General features: G+C 66.5%; 12 protein-coding genes. 8 read left to right on the forward strand and 4 right to left on the reverse strand.

What is annotated here, in order from left to right; genetic code table 11:
- Nucleotides 1–71: 71 nt before the first annotated feature.
- Nucleotides 72–1,679: a carboxyl transferase domain-containing protein gene (locus tag ABZ720_RS04655; protein ID WP_366554300.1), complete on the forward strand. Its 1,608-nt coding sequence runs from the start codon at nucleotides 72–74 to the stop codon at nucleotides 1,677–1,679.
- A gap of 20 nt (nucleotides 1,680–1,699) precedes the next feature.
- Nucleotides 1,700–2,503, forward strand: a complete 804-nt coding sequence (locus tag ABZ720_RS04660) for an enoyl-CoA hydratase/isomerase family protein (protein WP_366554302.1) — start codon at nucleotides 1,700–1,702, stop codon at nucleotides 2,501–2,503.
- Between the two features lie 30 nt (nucleotides 2,504–2,533).
- Here the strand turns inward: ABZ720_RS04660 and ABZ720_RS04665 are convergent, their stop codons facing one another.
- Nucleotides 2,534–4,330 carry an acyl-CoA dehydrogenase gene (locus ABZ720_RS04665; RefSeq protein WP_366554304.1) on the reverse strand — a complete coding sequence of 599 codons (1,797 nt, stop codon included), beginning with the start codon at nucleotides 4,328–4,330 and terminating at the stop codon, nucleotides 2,534–2,536.
- Nucleotides 4,331–4,608: 278 nt separating this feature from the next.
- On the opposite strand from ABZ720_RS04665, the gene ABZ720_RS04670 reads away from it, so the two are divergent.
- From ABZ720_RS04670 to ABZ720_RS04685, 4 genes are read left to right on the forward strand one after another with little or no spacing between them, the layout of a single operon-like run.
- Entirely contained in the window at nucleotides 4,609–5,586 is a 978-nt protein-coding gene (locus ABZ720_RS04670; RefSeq protein WP_366554306.1) for an ABC transporter substrate-binding protein, read from the forward strand.
- Between the two features lie 43 nt (nucleotides 5,587–5,629).
- Nucleotides 5,630–6,481, forward strand: coding sequence for an ABC transporter ATP-binding protein (locus tag ABZ720_RS04675; protein ID WP_366554308.1), 852 nt, complete (start codon nucleotides 5,630–5,632; stop codon nucleotides 6,479–6,481).
- The gene (locus ABZ720_RS04680; protein WP_366554310.1) at nucleotides 6,481–7,233 is read left to right on the forward strand and encodes an ABC transporter permease; all 753 of its coding nucleotides are present in this window, start codon (nucleotides 6,481–6,483) and stop codon (nucleotides 7,231–7,233) included. Before ABZ720_RS04675 ends, ABZ720_RS04680 begins: the two co-directional genes overlap by 1 nt.
- A gap of 3 nt (nucleotides 7,234–7,236) precedes the next feature.
- On the forward strand, nucleotides 7,237–8,016 hold the full coding sequence (locus tag ABZ720_RS04685) for an ABC transporter permease (protein ID WP_366554312.1): 780 nt from the start codon (nucleotides 7,237–7,239) through the stop codon (nucleotides 8,014–8,016).
- A 6-nt stretch (nucleotides 8,017–8,022) separates the two neighbouring features.
- Here ABZ720_RS04685 and ABZ720_RS04690 read toward each other — a convergent pair whose 3' ends face one another.
- The 3 genes from ABZ720_RS04690 to ABZ720_RS04700 form a co-directional block, all read right to left on the reverse strand.
- On the reverse strand, nucleotides 8,023–8,889 hold the full coding sequence (locus ABZ720_RS04690) for an isocitrate lyase/PEP mutase family protein (RefSeq protein WP_366554314.1): 867 nt from the start codon (nucleotides 8,887–8,889) through the stop codon (nucleotides 8,023–8,025).
- A gap of 28 nt (nucleotides 8,890–8,917) precedes the next feature.
- A complete protein-coding gene (locus tag ABZ720_RS04695; protein ID WP_366554316.1) occupies nucleotides 8,918–10,354 on the reverse strand; it encodes an FAD-binding oxidoreductase in 1,437 nt (478 codons plus the stop codon).
- Nucleotides 10,355–10,440: 86 nt separating this feature from the next.
- Nucleotides 10,441–12,237 carry an SLC13 family permease gene (locus ABZ720_RS04700; protein ID WP_366554318.1) on the reverse strand — a complete coding sequence of 599 codons (1,797 nt, stop codon included), beginning with the start codon at nucleotides 12,235–12,237 and terminating at the stop codon, nucleotides 10,441–10,443.
- A gap of 584 nt (nucleotides 12,238–12,821) precedes the next feature.
- Between ABZ720_RS04700 and ABZ720_RS04705 the strand changes: the two genes are divergently transcribed.
- Together ABZ720_RS04705 and ABZ720_RS04710 are read left to right on the forward strand one after the other, a co-directional pair.
- Nucleotides 12,822–13,319: a hypothetical protein gene (locus ABZ720_RS04705; RefSeq protein WP_366554320.1), complete on the forward strand. Its 498-nt coding sequence runs from the start codon at nucleotides 12,822–12,824 to the stop codon at nucleotides 13,317–13,319.
- Nucleotides 13,306–14,070, forward strand: a complete 765-nt coding sequence (locus ABZ720_RS04710) for a response regulator transcription factor (RefSeq protein ID WP_366554322.1) — start codon at nucleotides 13,306–13,308, stop codon at nucleotides 14,068–14,070. Before ABZ720_RS04705 ends, ABZ720_RS04710 begins: the two co-directional genes overlap by 14 nt.
- Nucleotides 14,071–14,072 lie beyond the last annotated feature (2 nt).

The raw sequence follows: 14,072 nt of genomic DNA on the forward strand, positions 1-14,072 counted from the left end.
CTCTTGCCCTCCGGGGAGTGGGCCGCGCATGCTGTGGCCGGTTAGATCCAGTAAGAGAGCCTGTCCGATCCATGACCCGCATCCGCACCACACTGTCCACGCGCGGCGATGAGTTCGAGCGCAATCGGGAGGCCATGGAGGCGCTGGTCGGCGACCTGCGCGCCAAGGTCGCCACGGTCAAGGAGGGCGGGGGTGAACGCGCGCGCGCGCGTCACCTGGACCGCGGCAAGTTGCTGCCGCGCGAGCGGGTGCGCAATCTGCTGGACCCCGGCGCGCCCTTCCTGGAGTTCTCCCAGCTTGCCGCCTGGGAGATGTACGGCGAATCGATCCCGGCCGCCGGCATCATCACCGGCGTGGGGCGCGTCGCCGGACGGGAATGCGTCATCGTCGCCAACGACGCCACGGTCAAAGGCGGCACCTACTACCCCATGACAGTGAAGAAGCACCTGCGCGCCCAGGAGATCGCCGAGCAGAACCATCTGCCCTGCCTCTATCTGGTGGATTCCGGTGGCGCCAATCTGCCCAGCCAGGACGAGGTCTTCCCCGACCGCGATCACTTCGGCCGCATCTTCTTCAATCAGGCGAACATGTCGGCCAAGGGCATCCCGCAGATCGCGCTGGTCATGGGCTCCTGCACCGCCGGCGGCGCCTACGTGCCTGCGATGTCCGACGAATCGGTGATCGTGCGCAATCAGGGCACCATTTTCCTCGGCGGTCCGCCGCTGGTGAAGGCGGCGACGGGTGAGGAGGTGAGCGCGGAGGACCTGGGCGGCGCCGAGGTGCACAGCCGCGTGTCCGGCGTCGCCGACCATCTGGCGGAGAACGACGATCATGCGCTGGCCATTGCCCGGCGCATCGTCGGCAACCTGAACCGGCAGAAGCCTTCCTGGCTCGAACTCAGCGAACCGCGCCCGCCGGCGCACGACCCCGAGGAACTGCTGGGGATCGTGCCCACGGACCTGCGCAAGCCCTACGACGTGCGCGAGGTGATCGCGCGCATCGTCGACGGTAGCGAACTGGATGAGTTCAAGGCGCTTTACGGCACCTCACTGGTCTGCGGCTTCGCGCGCATCTGGGGCTATCCGGTGGGCATCGTTGCCAACAACGGCATCCTCTTCAGCGAGTCGGCCCTCAAGGGCGCCCACTTCATCGAGCTTTGCGCCCAGCGCGGCATCCCCCTGGTCTTCCTGCAGAACATTTCCGGCTTCATGGTGGGTCGAAAGTACGAGGCGGGCGGCATCGCGCGCGATGGCGCCAAGCTGGTGACCGCCGTGGCCACGGCGAAGGTGCCGAAGTTCACGGTGATCATCGGCGGCAGCTTCGGCGCCGGCAACTACGGCATGTGCGGGCGTGCCTATGCCCCGCGCTTCCTGTGGATGTGGCCCAATGCCCGCATTTCGGTGATGGGGGGCGAGCAGGCCGCCAACGTGCTGGCCACGGTGCGCCGCGACGCCCTTGCCGCCTGCGGGCAGGACTGGCCCGAGGCCGAGGAAGAGGCCTTCAAGGCGCCGATCCGCAACCAATACGAGGAGCAGGGGCATCCCTACTACGCCACAGCGCGCCTCTGGGATGATGGCATCATCGATCCCCGCGACACGCGGCGCTGCCTGGGCCTGGGACTCTCGGCGGCGCTGAACGCCCCGCTCGAGCCGACGCGCTTCGGCCTCTTCCGCATGTAGGATCGCAGAAGGATCACGCCATGAGCGAGCCGCAGGATGACAAGCCGCTGTTCCGGGAAAGCTACGATGCGCATGGCATCGCGCGCATCGTCCTCGACCGCCCGGAAGTCCACAACGCCTTCAATGATCGCCTTGTCTCCGACCTGACGGCGACGCTGCACGGAATTGATGGCGACGAGACGGTTCGCGCGGTGGTGCTTACGGCAGAGGGGCGCTCCTTTTCCGCCGGGGGCGATCTCAACTGGATGCGCGCCACCGCGGACTTTACGGCCGAGGAGAATCTGCGCGACGCCGAGGCACTGGCGGAACTGATGCGCGCGCTCAACAACCTCAGCAAACCGACAATGGCGCTGGTGCAGGGGCCGGCCTATGGCGGGGGCGTGGGCCTGCTGGCCTGCTGCGATATCGTGCTGGCGGTGGAAACGGCGAGCTTTGCGCTCAGCGAGGTGCGCCTCGGGCTCATTCCTGCGGCGATCTCGCCCTATGTGGTCGCGGCGATCGGCGCGCGGGCGGCCCGCCGCTATTTCCTCACCGGCGAGCGCTTTTCCGCCGGTGAGGCACACCGCATCGGGCTGGTGCATAAGGTGGTGGCGCCCGATCGCCTGGAGGATGCCGGCCGCCGTCTTCTGGAGGAGTTGCTGGCCGGTGGGCCCCAGGCGCAGATCGAGGCCAAGCGCGTAATCTTCGACGTGGCCGGCGCCCCGGCCGACGCCGCCCTGAAGCGGGAAACGGCCGAGCGCATCGCGCGCATTCGCGCCTCGGAGGAGGGCCGCGAAGGGCTCAACGCCTTCCTGGAGAAACGCACGCCGGCCTGGCGCAGGTAAGGCCCTGCGCCCGCAGGCGGCACAGGTCCCTTAGAGAGCGTCCTCTTCCAGCGCCAGCGTGCTGGCCGAGCCGCGGATGGCGGCTGCCGCTGCGGCCACGGCCTCCGGCAGGATGCTGTCGGCATAGAAGCGCGCGGTGGCGATCTTGGCCTCCAGGAACTCCGTGTCGCTGTCGGGGTCGTCGATCTGCTCGGCCGCGGCCAGCGCACCGCGCGCCAGGAGCCAGCCGCCGGCCAGCGTGCCGGTCAGGCGCAGATAGGGCGTGGCACCGGCGGCGGCTTCCTGCGGCCGCTCCGGGAAGGTCTCCATCAACCAGCCCGTCGCCTGCTCGAAGGCATCCGCGGCCTCGTCCAGGCCGCGACGCAGGGCCGAGAAGGCGGCACCCTTGGCCTGACCTACCTTGGCCTGGGTGGCGCGCACCTCTTCCAGCAGGCGCAGCGCCGGCTTGCCCTCGTGGCGCATGATCTTGCGGGCGATCAGGTCCAGGGCCTGGATGCCGTTGGTGCCCTCGTAGATCGGCGTGATGCGGGCGTCGCGGTAGTGCTGTGCGGCGCCCGTCTCCTCGATGAAGCCCATGCCGCCGTGGATCTGGATGCCGATGGAGGCGACCTCGCAGCCGATGTCGGTGCACCAGGCCTTCACCACCGGGGTCAGCAGTTCGAGCACGTCAACCGACTGGTGCTGGCGCTCCTCCGGGTCAGGATGCGCCTTGGCCCGGTCCAGGGCCGCGGTGGTGAAGTAGGCCAGCGCCCGCGCGGCCTCGGTCTGCGCGCGCATGGTCATCAGCATGCGGCGCACATCGGGGTGGCGGATGATGGGCACGGAATCCGGGTCGCGGCTTCCCATTTCCCGGCCCTGCAAGCGGTCCCGGGCGTAGCCCAGTGCCTGCTGATAGGCGCGCTCGGCGATGGCAACGCCCTGGATTCCCACGGAAAGCCGGGCGTTGTTCATCATGGTGAACATGTACTCCATGCCTCGGTTTTCCTCACCGATCAGGAAACCGATGGCGCCCTCGCTGTCGCCGAAGGACATGACGCAGGTGGGCGAGGCCTTGATGCCCAGCTTGTGCTCCAGCGAGACGCAACGCAGGTCGTTGCGCTCGGCCGGATTGCCCTCGGCGTCGGGCAGGAGCTTCGGCACCAGGAAGAGGCTGAGGCCCTTGGTCCCGACCGGGGCGTCGGGCGTGCGGGCCAACACCATGTGGATCACGTTCTCCGACATGTCGTGCTCGCCGTAGGTGATGTAGATCTTCTGGCCGCGGATGCGCCAGCCACCTCCATCGGGCTCCGCCCGGGTGCGCACGGCGCCCACGTCTGAGCCGGCCTGGGGCTCGGTCAGGTTCATGGTGCCGCTCCACTGGCCGCTGATCATCTTGCTCAGGTAGCGGTCCTTCTGTTCCGGCGAGCCGTGCGCCTGAAGCAGTTCCACTGCCCCCTGGTTCAGCAGCGGGCAGAGGGCAAAGGACATGTTGGCGGCGTTCCACATCTCCTGTACCGCCACGGCCAGCGACCAGGGCAGGCCCTGACCGCCATGATCCTTGTCGAAGGGGAGGGCGTTCCAGCCGCCGTCCACGTAGTGGCGATAGGCCTCCGCAAATCCGGCCGGGGTGCGAACCACCCCGTTCTCGATCTGCGAGCCGGCGATGTCCCCGGGCTGGTTCAGCGGCGCCAGTTCCTCCGCCGCCAGTTTTCCGGCCTCGTCCAGGATGGCATCGACAAGATCCGGCGTCGCTTCCTCGAAGCCCGGCAGCTTCGCGATGTCGGACAGGCCGGCAATCTGCTGCAGTACGAAGCGCATCTCGTCGATCGGGGCGCGATAGTCGCTCATGGCTCGGCTTTCCCTACGGAGTACAAAGTCGGTGGCTGCCCGGTCGGATGTTGCCCGGGGCACCGGGTCTAGATAACCACCCAGCCCGCCCCTGTCCATGAAGCGGGCGAGCGGCGCGGCCTGAGGCGTGTCGCACTGGCGCGCAAGCTGTATTATGGTAGGCACGTGACGGCGTTTGGGGTCGCTTGCGGGCAGAGAGAGCATATCTCCGCGCGTATGCGGCACAGGCGTCAAACGAACGAAGAAGCAAAGAACAACTCGGAACCGGGAGAACACCGATGAGACTTGCGAAAACCATGCCCGTCCTGGCGGCGGCCGGGGTGATGTCGCTGCTTGCCGCGCCGGCGAAGGCGGTCGACCTGACGGTCACGCATTGGGGCGTCCTGATGTACGGCGTGCCCTTCGCCGTGGCCTGGGATCAGGGCTACTTCGAGGAGGAGGGCATTGAAGTCGATGGCTTCATCACCTCGCAAGGCGGCGGCACGACGCTGCGCAACGCGCTGGCTTCCGAGGTCCCCTACGGCGAAACGGCGCTGGCCGCGGTGGTGGCGGCGGCGCAGGAAGGCCTCGACCTCACCATCGTGCACGCCGGTGTGCGCAGTGTGGGCGACCTGCTCTGGGCGACCCGCAGCGATGCCGAAGACGTCAACGAAATCGACGACCTGAAGGGCCGGCCGGTGGGATATACCAGTCCGCGCTCCGTCTCCCAGTCGGTGCTCTTCATGTCCATGGATGCCGCCGGCATCGCCACCGACGAATACGATCCCCGTTCGCTCGGCGGCGTCGGCTCCGGCCTGACGGCGCTCGACGAGGGGGTGGTGGATGCGGCGCTGGTGCTCGAACCCGTCTGGACCCGGCTGCAGGACAAGTACAAGCCGGTCTTCTTCGCCGGCGACCTGCTGCCGCCGATGACCCAGACGGTGGGCGTGGTGCGCACGGACTATCTGGAAGAGAACGGCGACACCGTCCGCGGCATCATCGAGGCGCGTCGTCGCGGCGTCGAGTTCATCTACGACAATCCGCGCGAAGCCGGCGAGATCCTGGCACGGGTCTACGACATGGACGAGGAAATCGCGATCACAGCGGTCGAGAACGTGGCCGCCATCGACTACTGGAGTCGCGGCGATTTCGAGATCGAGGCCATGAACAACATGCTCGATGGCCTGCGCCTCGTGGATGCCATCGACGACGGGCCCTTCGATTGGTCGGGCCTGATCGACGAGAGCTATCTGCCGGAGGAGCTGCGCAGCGAATAGGGGGCCGCCTCCTGTTTCGCCTGATCCAGCCAGGGAGTTGAGTATGTCGGACAGCGCGGCTCTGCACGCGTCTGAAACCGCGCGAGCGGAGCCGCAAGCGCATGTCGAGGTCCAGGGCATCACCCGGGTCTATCCCCCGGTGGCCGGCAATCCAGCGGTCCACGCGCTGGGACCGCTGGATCTGACCCTGCGCCAGGGGGAGTTCTTCTCCGTGGTGGGGCCGTCCGGCTGTGGCAAATCCACCCTGCTGGACGTGGTGGCCGGACTTGCTTCGCCCTCGGAGGGGACGGTTCGCTTCGAGAGCAAGCCGGTCGCGGGCCATGTGCCAGACGGGATCGGCGTCGTCTTCCAGGAGGATGCCTCCTTCCCCTGGCTCACGGTCTACGACAATGTCGCCTTCGGGCTGCGGCGCCAGGGGTTGAACCGGGGCGAGTTGGCGGCGCGGGTGGACTATGCCGTGGAGTTCATGGGTCTCAAGGACTTCGCTCGCGTCTATCCGGCGCAGCTCTCCGGTGGTATGCGTCAGCGGGTGTGCATCGCGCGCACCCTGGTGCTCAAGCCCCGGCTTCTGCTGCTGGACGAACCCTTCGGGGCGCTCGACCAGCAGACGCGCCTGCTGATGGGCGATGAGGTGCTGCGGCTCTGGCGGGAAACCGGGGCCACCATCATGCTGATCACCCATGCGCTGGACGAGGCGGCGATGCTCTCGGACCGTGTCGGGGTCATGTCCTCGCGGCCCGGGCGCTTCATCGAAGTGCTGGAGACCGGCTGGCCGCGGGAGCGTGACAGCCGCATCGTCTCGGAGGAAGCCTTCGGGCGCATCACCAGCCGGCTCTGGTCACTGCTCCGCGAGGAGTCGCTGGCGGCGATTGGCGGCAGAGGGACACAGGCCTGATGCCCGTCTGGCTGATCCGCCTGATCGTCGTCTTCGCCGCCTTCGGGTTGCTCGAGATCGCGTGTCGCAGTGGCTGGATCGACGCCTACACCATGCCGCCGCCCAGCCTGATGCTGGTCTACTCCTGGCAGGTGCTTGCGTCCGGTCGGATGACCGAAGACATCCTGCTCACCTTGCAGAACGTCGCCACCGCTTTCGTGTTTGCCGTGGTCATCGGCTTTCTGGTCGGCGTCCTGCTGCACCGCTGGCCCCGGTTGCGGCGCGCGGTCGATCCGCTGCTGGCCAGCTATTACGCCGTGCCGGTTTTCATCTTCTATCCGCTGTTCATCGTCATCTTCGGACTGAACAACTGGCCGCTCATCGCCATCGGCTTCCTCTTTGCCGTGGTGGCGATGGTGATCAACACGCTCAACGGCTTCGACCGGGTGCCGCGCGTGTTCTTCAAGACCGCCCGGGTGCAGGGTCTGAGCCGGCCGGCCGAGGTCTGGTTCATCACCCTGCCGGCCGCCGCGCCCTATCTCTTCACCGGGGTGAAGCTCTGCGTCGCCTATTCCTTCATCGGCGTGGTGGCTGGGGAGTTCATCCTGGCCGGCGCGGGGCTGGGCTATGAGATCGCCTTTGCCTACAACAACTTCGACAACCGGACCATGTACGGGCTCATGGTCTTCCTGCTGGTCTTCGTCACGGCGGTGAATATGGCGCTGCACGTCTGGGAGCGGAAGCTGCACGCCCGCCGCAGCCGGGGAAGCTGAGCGATGGCGCAATCACATCAGGTGGCGGACAGCGCAGCGACCGAACGTGCGCGCGGGCTGCAGGATGCCTTGCTGGTCGTCCTCGCCATCCTGGCGGCCTGGCAGGGACTGCACTGGCTGGCCGGGGATGTGGCGGTCAGTTCGCCCTGGGCCACGATTTCGCGCCTGGTGGAACTGCTGCTCGACCCCGGCTTCTGGCCCAATGTCTGGGAGACGCTGCAGGCCTTCGGCCTGGCGCTGATCTACGCGCTGCTCGGCGGCTTGATCATCGGCGTGACCCTGGGCGGGCACCGCCTGTCCGGCGAGGTGGCCGAGCCCATCCTGGTGGCGCTCTATTCGATCCCCAAGATCACGCTCTATCCCGTGATCCTGCTGCTCTTCGGGCTGGGGATGTCGGCCAAGGTTGCCTTCGGCACCATCCACGGCATCATCCCGGTGATCATCTTCACCATGAACGCCGTGCGCAACGTGGCGCCGGTCTATCTGCGCACGGCCCGGGCCTTGCGCATGGGGCCGCTGTCCACCGGCTGGCGCGTGCTGCTGCCCGCCACGGTGCCGGAAATCGTCTCGGGCTTTCGCGTCGGCTTCGCGCTCACCCTGCTGGGCACACTGATCGGCGAGCTTTTCGCCTCGCAGCGGGGCCTGGGCTTCATGATCATCCGCTCCATGGAGCGGCACGACGTCCCGACGCTGCTGGCAGTCTCCCTGCTGCTCTTCCTCTTCGCGACCCTGTGCAGCTGGGCGCTGCTGATCGTGGACCGCCGCCTGAATCGGCGGCTGTAAGGCTCCTCAGGACTTCTTGTCCTCGGCGTGGCGCCGTTCGAAGTCCCAGACAGCCTCGAAGCCCATCAGGCGGCTGAAATCCATGAAGTCATAGAGCTCCCCGCTGTAGCGGCGGCTGTCACCGGTGTTCAGCAGTGTGCCATAGGCTTCGCGCAGGGCGGACCCGGCAGCAAGAAAACCGAGGGCGGGAAAAATCGCGAGGCTGTAGCCCAATGCCTGCAACTCCGTGCCGCTCAGCACCGGCGTGCGGCCGCCTTCCACCATGTTGGCGAGCAGCGGCTGATCGAAGCTGCGGCAGACCCGCTCCATTTCCTCCACACTTTCCGGCGATTCGATGAAGAGCACGTCGGCGCCGGCCTCGGCAAAGGCCTCGCCACGGCGCAAGGCCTCGTCGAGACCGAGCGAGGTGCGGGCATCGGTGCGCGCGACGATCAGGAAGTCCTGGCTGTCGCGTGATTCCACGGCCACCCGGATCTTGCGCAGCATGTCCTCCAGCGGCACCACGCGGCGGCCGGGAGTGTGGCCGCACTTTTTAGGAAACTCCTGGTCCTCGATCTGGATCGCCGCCGCGCCGGCGCGCTCATAGCCGCGCACCGTGTGCTCGACGTTCAACAACCCGCCATAGCCGGTGTCTCCGTCGGCAATCAGGGGCACCTTGGAGGCTGTCGTGAAGGCACTGACGCGCGAGACCATGTCGCTGTAGGTGGCCAGACCGGCGTCCGGCAACCCCATGTGTGAGGCAACCGTGCCATAGCCGGTCATGTAGTGGGCCTCGAACCCCAGGGAGTCGGCGATCTTCACCGAGATCATGTCGAAGACGCCGGGGGCGATCAGGATCTCGGGTTGCGCAAGGCGCTGCTTCAAGCTGGGCACGGGGATCCCCCTCTCGTCATTCGATGTGTCAGAGCAGCTTGCCCGGGTTCATCAGGCCCTGCGGGTCGAAGGCCGCCTTGACCCGACGCATCATCTCCAGCTCCAGCGGCGACTTGAAGCGCGCATTCTCCTCCCGCTTCATCCGGCCGATGCCGTGTTCGGCGGAGATCGAGCCGCCGAAGCGATGCACGATGTCGTGGACCAGGCTGTTGAGCTCGTCCCAGCGCTCCAGGTAGGCGGCGGTGTCGGCGCCTTCCGGCTGGCTGAGGTTGAAGTGGATGTTGCCGTCGCCGACGTGCCCGAAGGCCACCGGGCGAATGCCCGCGCAGGCCTGCGCCACCGCCGCGCTCGCTTCGGCGATGAACTCCGGCACGTGGGAGACCGGGACCGAGACGTCGTGCTTGATCGAGCCGCCCTCGTGCCGCTGCGCCTCGACCACGCCTTCGCGCAGGCGCCAGAAGGCGGCGCGCTGCGCTTCCGTCTCCGCCAGCGAAGCGTCGCCGACCAACCCTTCCTCGTAGGCGGTCATCAGCGTTTCCTCCAGCGCCTCGCGCAGGCCGCCGTTCTCCCGCCCGCCGAAAAGCTCGATCAGCACGTACCACTCGTGCGGGGCCTCCAGCGGATCCTGGCAGCCCTCCACGTGGCGGCAGGCGAAGTCGAGCGCGATGCGTGGCAACAGCTCGAAGGAGGTCACACTTTCGCCGGAAGCGGCGCGGCAGCGCCCGAGCAGGGAGACCGCTGCCTCGGGATCGCGCACGGCGGCGAAGGCCGTCACCACCTCGCGCGGCCGGGCGTAGAGCTTGAGCACGGCGGCGGTGATTATGCCCAGCGTGCCCTCGGCGCCGATGAAGAGCTGCTTCAGGTCATAGCCGGTGTTGTCTTTGCGCAGGCTGCGCAGTCCGTCCCAGATCTGCCCGTCCGGCAGCACCACCTCGAGTCCCAGAACCAGGTCGCGGGCGTTGCCGTAGCGCAGCACCTGCACGCCGCCGGCGTTGGTGGAGAGATTGCCGCCAATCTGGCAACTTCCCTCTGCGCCCAGGCTCAGCGGGAAGAGCCGGTCCACCTCCTCGGCGGCCTGCTGGATCTGCTGCAGGATGCAGCCGGCCTCGACCGTGATGGCGAAGTTCTCGGCGTCCACGGCGCGCACGCGGTTCATGCGGCCGAGATTGAGGACGATCTCGTCTCCACTCTCGAAGGGAATCGAGCCGGCCACCAGGCCGGTGTTCCCGCCCTGGGGCACCAGCGGCACTTCGGCCTCGGCGCAGAGGCGCACCACCTGGGCGACCTCCTCTGTGCTGGCCGGGCGCACCACCAGGGGGGCGTTGCCCACATAGCGGCCACGCTGGTCCCGCAGGTAGGGCAGCTTCTCGTCCTGGTCCTCGATCAGCCCGCGCTCACCGACGATCTCGGCCAGGCGACTGCGCAGTTCGGCCAAGCGGCCGTTCGGTTTGGTCTCTGTGCTCATGGGGCGAAGCTTACCGCCCCGTAGGGTATGACGCCAGACGTGCCATCACCTCGGGCCAGGGGGCAAACAGCCGGCACGACCTGCCCCTACAGCGGCCAGACCAACAGGATCATCGGCACGGCCACTGCCAGTACCAGCAGCTGCAGCGGCAAGCCCATGCGCCAGAAATCTCCGAACCGATAGCCGCCGGGGCCGAGGATCAGGGTGTTGTTCTGGTGGCCGATGGGGGTGAGGAAGGCACAGGAGGCGCCCACGGCCACCGCCATCAGGAAGGGATCGGCCGCTGCATCGAGACTGCGGGAGACGCCGATGGCGATGGGCGCCATCACCGCTGCGGTGGCTGCGTTGTTCATCACGTCGGTGAGCCACATGGTGACCAGCAGCATCACCGCGAGTGCCACGACCGGGATGCCGCGCGCCACGTGTTCCACCAGATTGCTGGCAACCAGTTCCGCTGCGCCGGTTGCCGATACGGCATTGGCCACCGGGATCAAGGCCGCCAGAAGCACGATCACCGAGCCGTCGATCGCGGTGTAGACTTCGCGCAGCGGCAGGACACGCAACAGCACAGCCAGCAGAGCGGCGCCCACGAAGGTCAGCGCCGGCGGGGCGATGCCCAGAGCTGCCGTTGCCGCACCCCCGATGAGCAGTGCGCCGGCGATGGCGGCCTGGCGCGGCTGCATCAGTCGCAGGCCACGGCTACCCAGCGGGGCGCAGCCGAAAACGCTGATGAAGTTGCTGATCCGCTCCTCTTCGCCCTGCAGCAGCAGCACGTCGCCCGGCGCGAAGCGGAGCTGGTTCAGCCGCTGGCCGCGCGAGCGGCCCTGGCGTGACACGGCAATGAGGTTGAGGCCGAAGCGAGTCCGCAGGCGCATTTCCAGGGCGCTGTTACCGATCAGGCGGGAATCCGGCAGGATCACCACTTCCTGAAGCTGCACGTCGTCGGACTGCAGGCGCTTTTCCTGATTGCCGTTCTCGTCGTCGCGCCCCACCAGTTCCAGGCCGAGGCTTGAGGCAGCGCCGGAGAGGCCCTCGGGATCGGCCTCGATGATCACCACGTCGTTCTCGGTCAGCCGTCTGTTGCGGTGGGGGACAAGGATGCGCCGCTTGTCCCGGGCAAGCGCCAGGATGACCGCGTCGTGGTCCTTCAGCTTGTCCTCCAGTTCCCCCACGGTCCACTCTTCCAGCGCGGCTTCCGGCGTGAGGCGGACTTCGCTCAGATAGGCGCCCACGTCGAAGAGCTTGCCTTCCTGCGCCGTGCCTTCACGGGCCCGCGGCACCAGGCGCCAGCCGATGAAGGCGATGAAGGCGATGCCCACCAGGGCGACCGGCAGGCCGACCGGTGTGAAGGCGAACATGCCGAAGGACCCTTCGTCCAGATTGTTGCGAAAGCCTGCAACGATCAGATTGGGCGGCGTGCCGATCAGGGTGGTCATGCCGCCGAGAATCGAGCCGAAGGACAGGGGCATGAGCACCAGCGCCGGATTGATGCCGTTGCGGTCCGCGGCCTGGATCGCCACCGGCATCAGCAGCGCCAGCGCGCCGACATTGTTCATGAAGGCCGAAAGCACCGCCGCCAGCAGACAAGAGGAGAGAATCAAAAGCGTCGGCCCCGCCTTCTGGGGCAGGGCGCGGTTGGCGATCACGTCCACCGCCCCGGTGATGGTCAGGGCGCGAGAGAGCACAAGGACCGCAGCCACCGTGATGACCGCCGGGTGGCCCAAACCGGCAAAAGCGCCGTCGGCCGGGACCAGCCCCAGCGCCACAGCCGCGAGCAGCAGGCAAAGTGCAACAACGTCATGGCGCAGCCTTCCCCAGACGAAGAGGCCCAGCGCTGCGACGATCAGTGCCAGGATCAGGCTTTGGTCCAAGGTTGGTGCCAAGTTCGCTCCTCCTAGAGGGCGACCTCCGGCCTCGTTCAGCCCAGAAGTCGTGCTGGGCGAAAGGCGAAGTGGTGTGCCGCCAAAGTCCCCTTTAACGATAGCGCAGGGGTTGCTGTCCAGCAGACGGTTCGTGTCGGTGCAAAGGTCCTTGGTCTCTTGTCGGCGGCGGCGCCTGGTGCGGACCTGGGGCAAAAATTGGCAAAGCTTGTGTCAAAGGAGGTAACGAACAGCCAGTAGATTGCTACCAATGTGCGTGATCGGGTCCTTTGCGCACGCCGACGATCGCCCGGACCCCGATGACGCTCCAAGAAGGCGTACCGGAAAATCCGGCCTCACCGGGGGCATAAGGCCATTTGGTCGAATTTGAGTAAAATGAAGCGAACGCTCCTCCTGTTTAGCGGGTGGTGCTGCGGAGGAAGTTCGATCGTGCGCCCGGTCCCGGTCGATGTATACTCACTATGGCTTTATCGGGGCATGACAGAGGCTTGACGCTCTCCTTTGGGAGTGGACTCTATAATGCAGGCTTCCCACAAAAGCCATAATTACCCGTTTTCTACGGCCGCGCGCTTATCAGGGACAGGAACTTGGACGACACTCGTGTGAATGCAGAACTAGGTGGAGCACCGCAACCGAAGAATCGCGGCGGTCGTCTTGTGTTGGCAGCAGTGGTGTTGCCGTTCCTGTTGCTGATTGGCTGTGAAACGACCAGCGAGGAGAGCGTCGAGGTTGAACTGGGAGAGGTTCTGGAGCCCGATCAGCAGGTTTCGGAAGCGGCTGAGGGCCGGCGCGGACGGCCCACGACCGCGGGCCCGCGCAAGCCCATGCCGCCCCTGACCCTCACCACTATTGTTGGTCGCGATGAAGCCGGCACGGTTGAGATGCTGGGGCAGCCTGCCCAAGTACGGGTAGAATCCCCGGCAACCATTTGGACCTATAGCCGTGGTGAATGTTATCTCGAAATATACTTCTATCCCTCGCTGCGGGAGCGTCGTTTGCAGTCCCTGACCTACGAGATCGACGGTCCCGACGATCAAACCGATTGTCTTCAGCAATTTGGATTAGCGGAAAATGGTACTAGCTGAGGCGGCCACCTTCCCGGCCAACGAAAAGGTGCGGATCGCGATCGTCGATGACGATCCCCTGTTCCGCGAAACCCTGACCGAGAATCTGACCGAGGCGGATTTCGCCGTGCAGGCCTTCGACGGCGGCCAGCCCTTCTTCGACTGGCTGGAGGACGGCGGCGAAGCCGACCTGGTGCTGCTGGACTGGCGCATGCCGGACATCAACGGCATCGAGGTGCTGCGCCGGCTGCGCGATGATGGCATCGAGGTGCCGGTCATTTTCCTGACCGCGCTCAGCGAGCAGATCTACGAGGAGGCGGCCCTGCACAGCGGCGCCGTCGACTTCGTCGAAAAGTCGCGGAGTTTTGCGATCCTGCGCAAGCGGATCGATCTCATCCTCGATGGAGCGAAAGCGCCTGGTGCCACGGCTGGCGGTGAGGAAGGTCAAACCCGGCGCCTCGGCGAGCTTGAGTTGAAACTGGACAGCAGCCGCGCCCTCTGGAAGACCAAGCGCGTCAATCTCAGCCTGACCGAATTCAAGCTGGTTCAGCTCATGGTCGAGCGTGCGGGACAGGACGTGACCTACCGGGAGCTCTACGACCTGGTGCACGGGCGCGGTTTTGTCGCCGGCTCCGGCCCAGACGGCTATCGGGCGAATGTCCGGACCTTCATGAAGCGCATACGACAGAAGTTCCGTGAACTTGATTCCGAGTTCGACGAGATCGAGAACTACCCGGGCTTTGGATACCGTTGGCGTAAGGGGCAGTCGTAGCG

Source organism: Aquibaculum sediminis, from assembly GCF_040712085.1.
GTDB classification, from domain to species: domain Bacteria; phylum Pseudomonadota; class Alphaproteobacteria; order Kiloniellales; family DSM-21159; genus Aquibaculum; species Aquibaculum sediminis.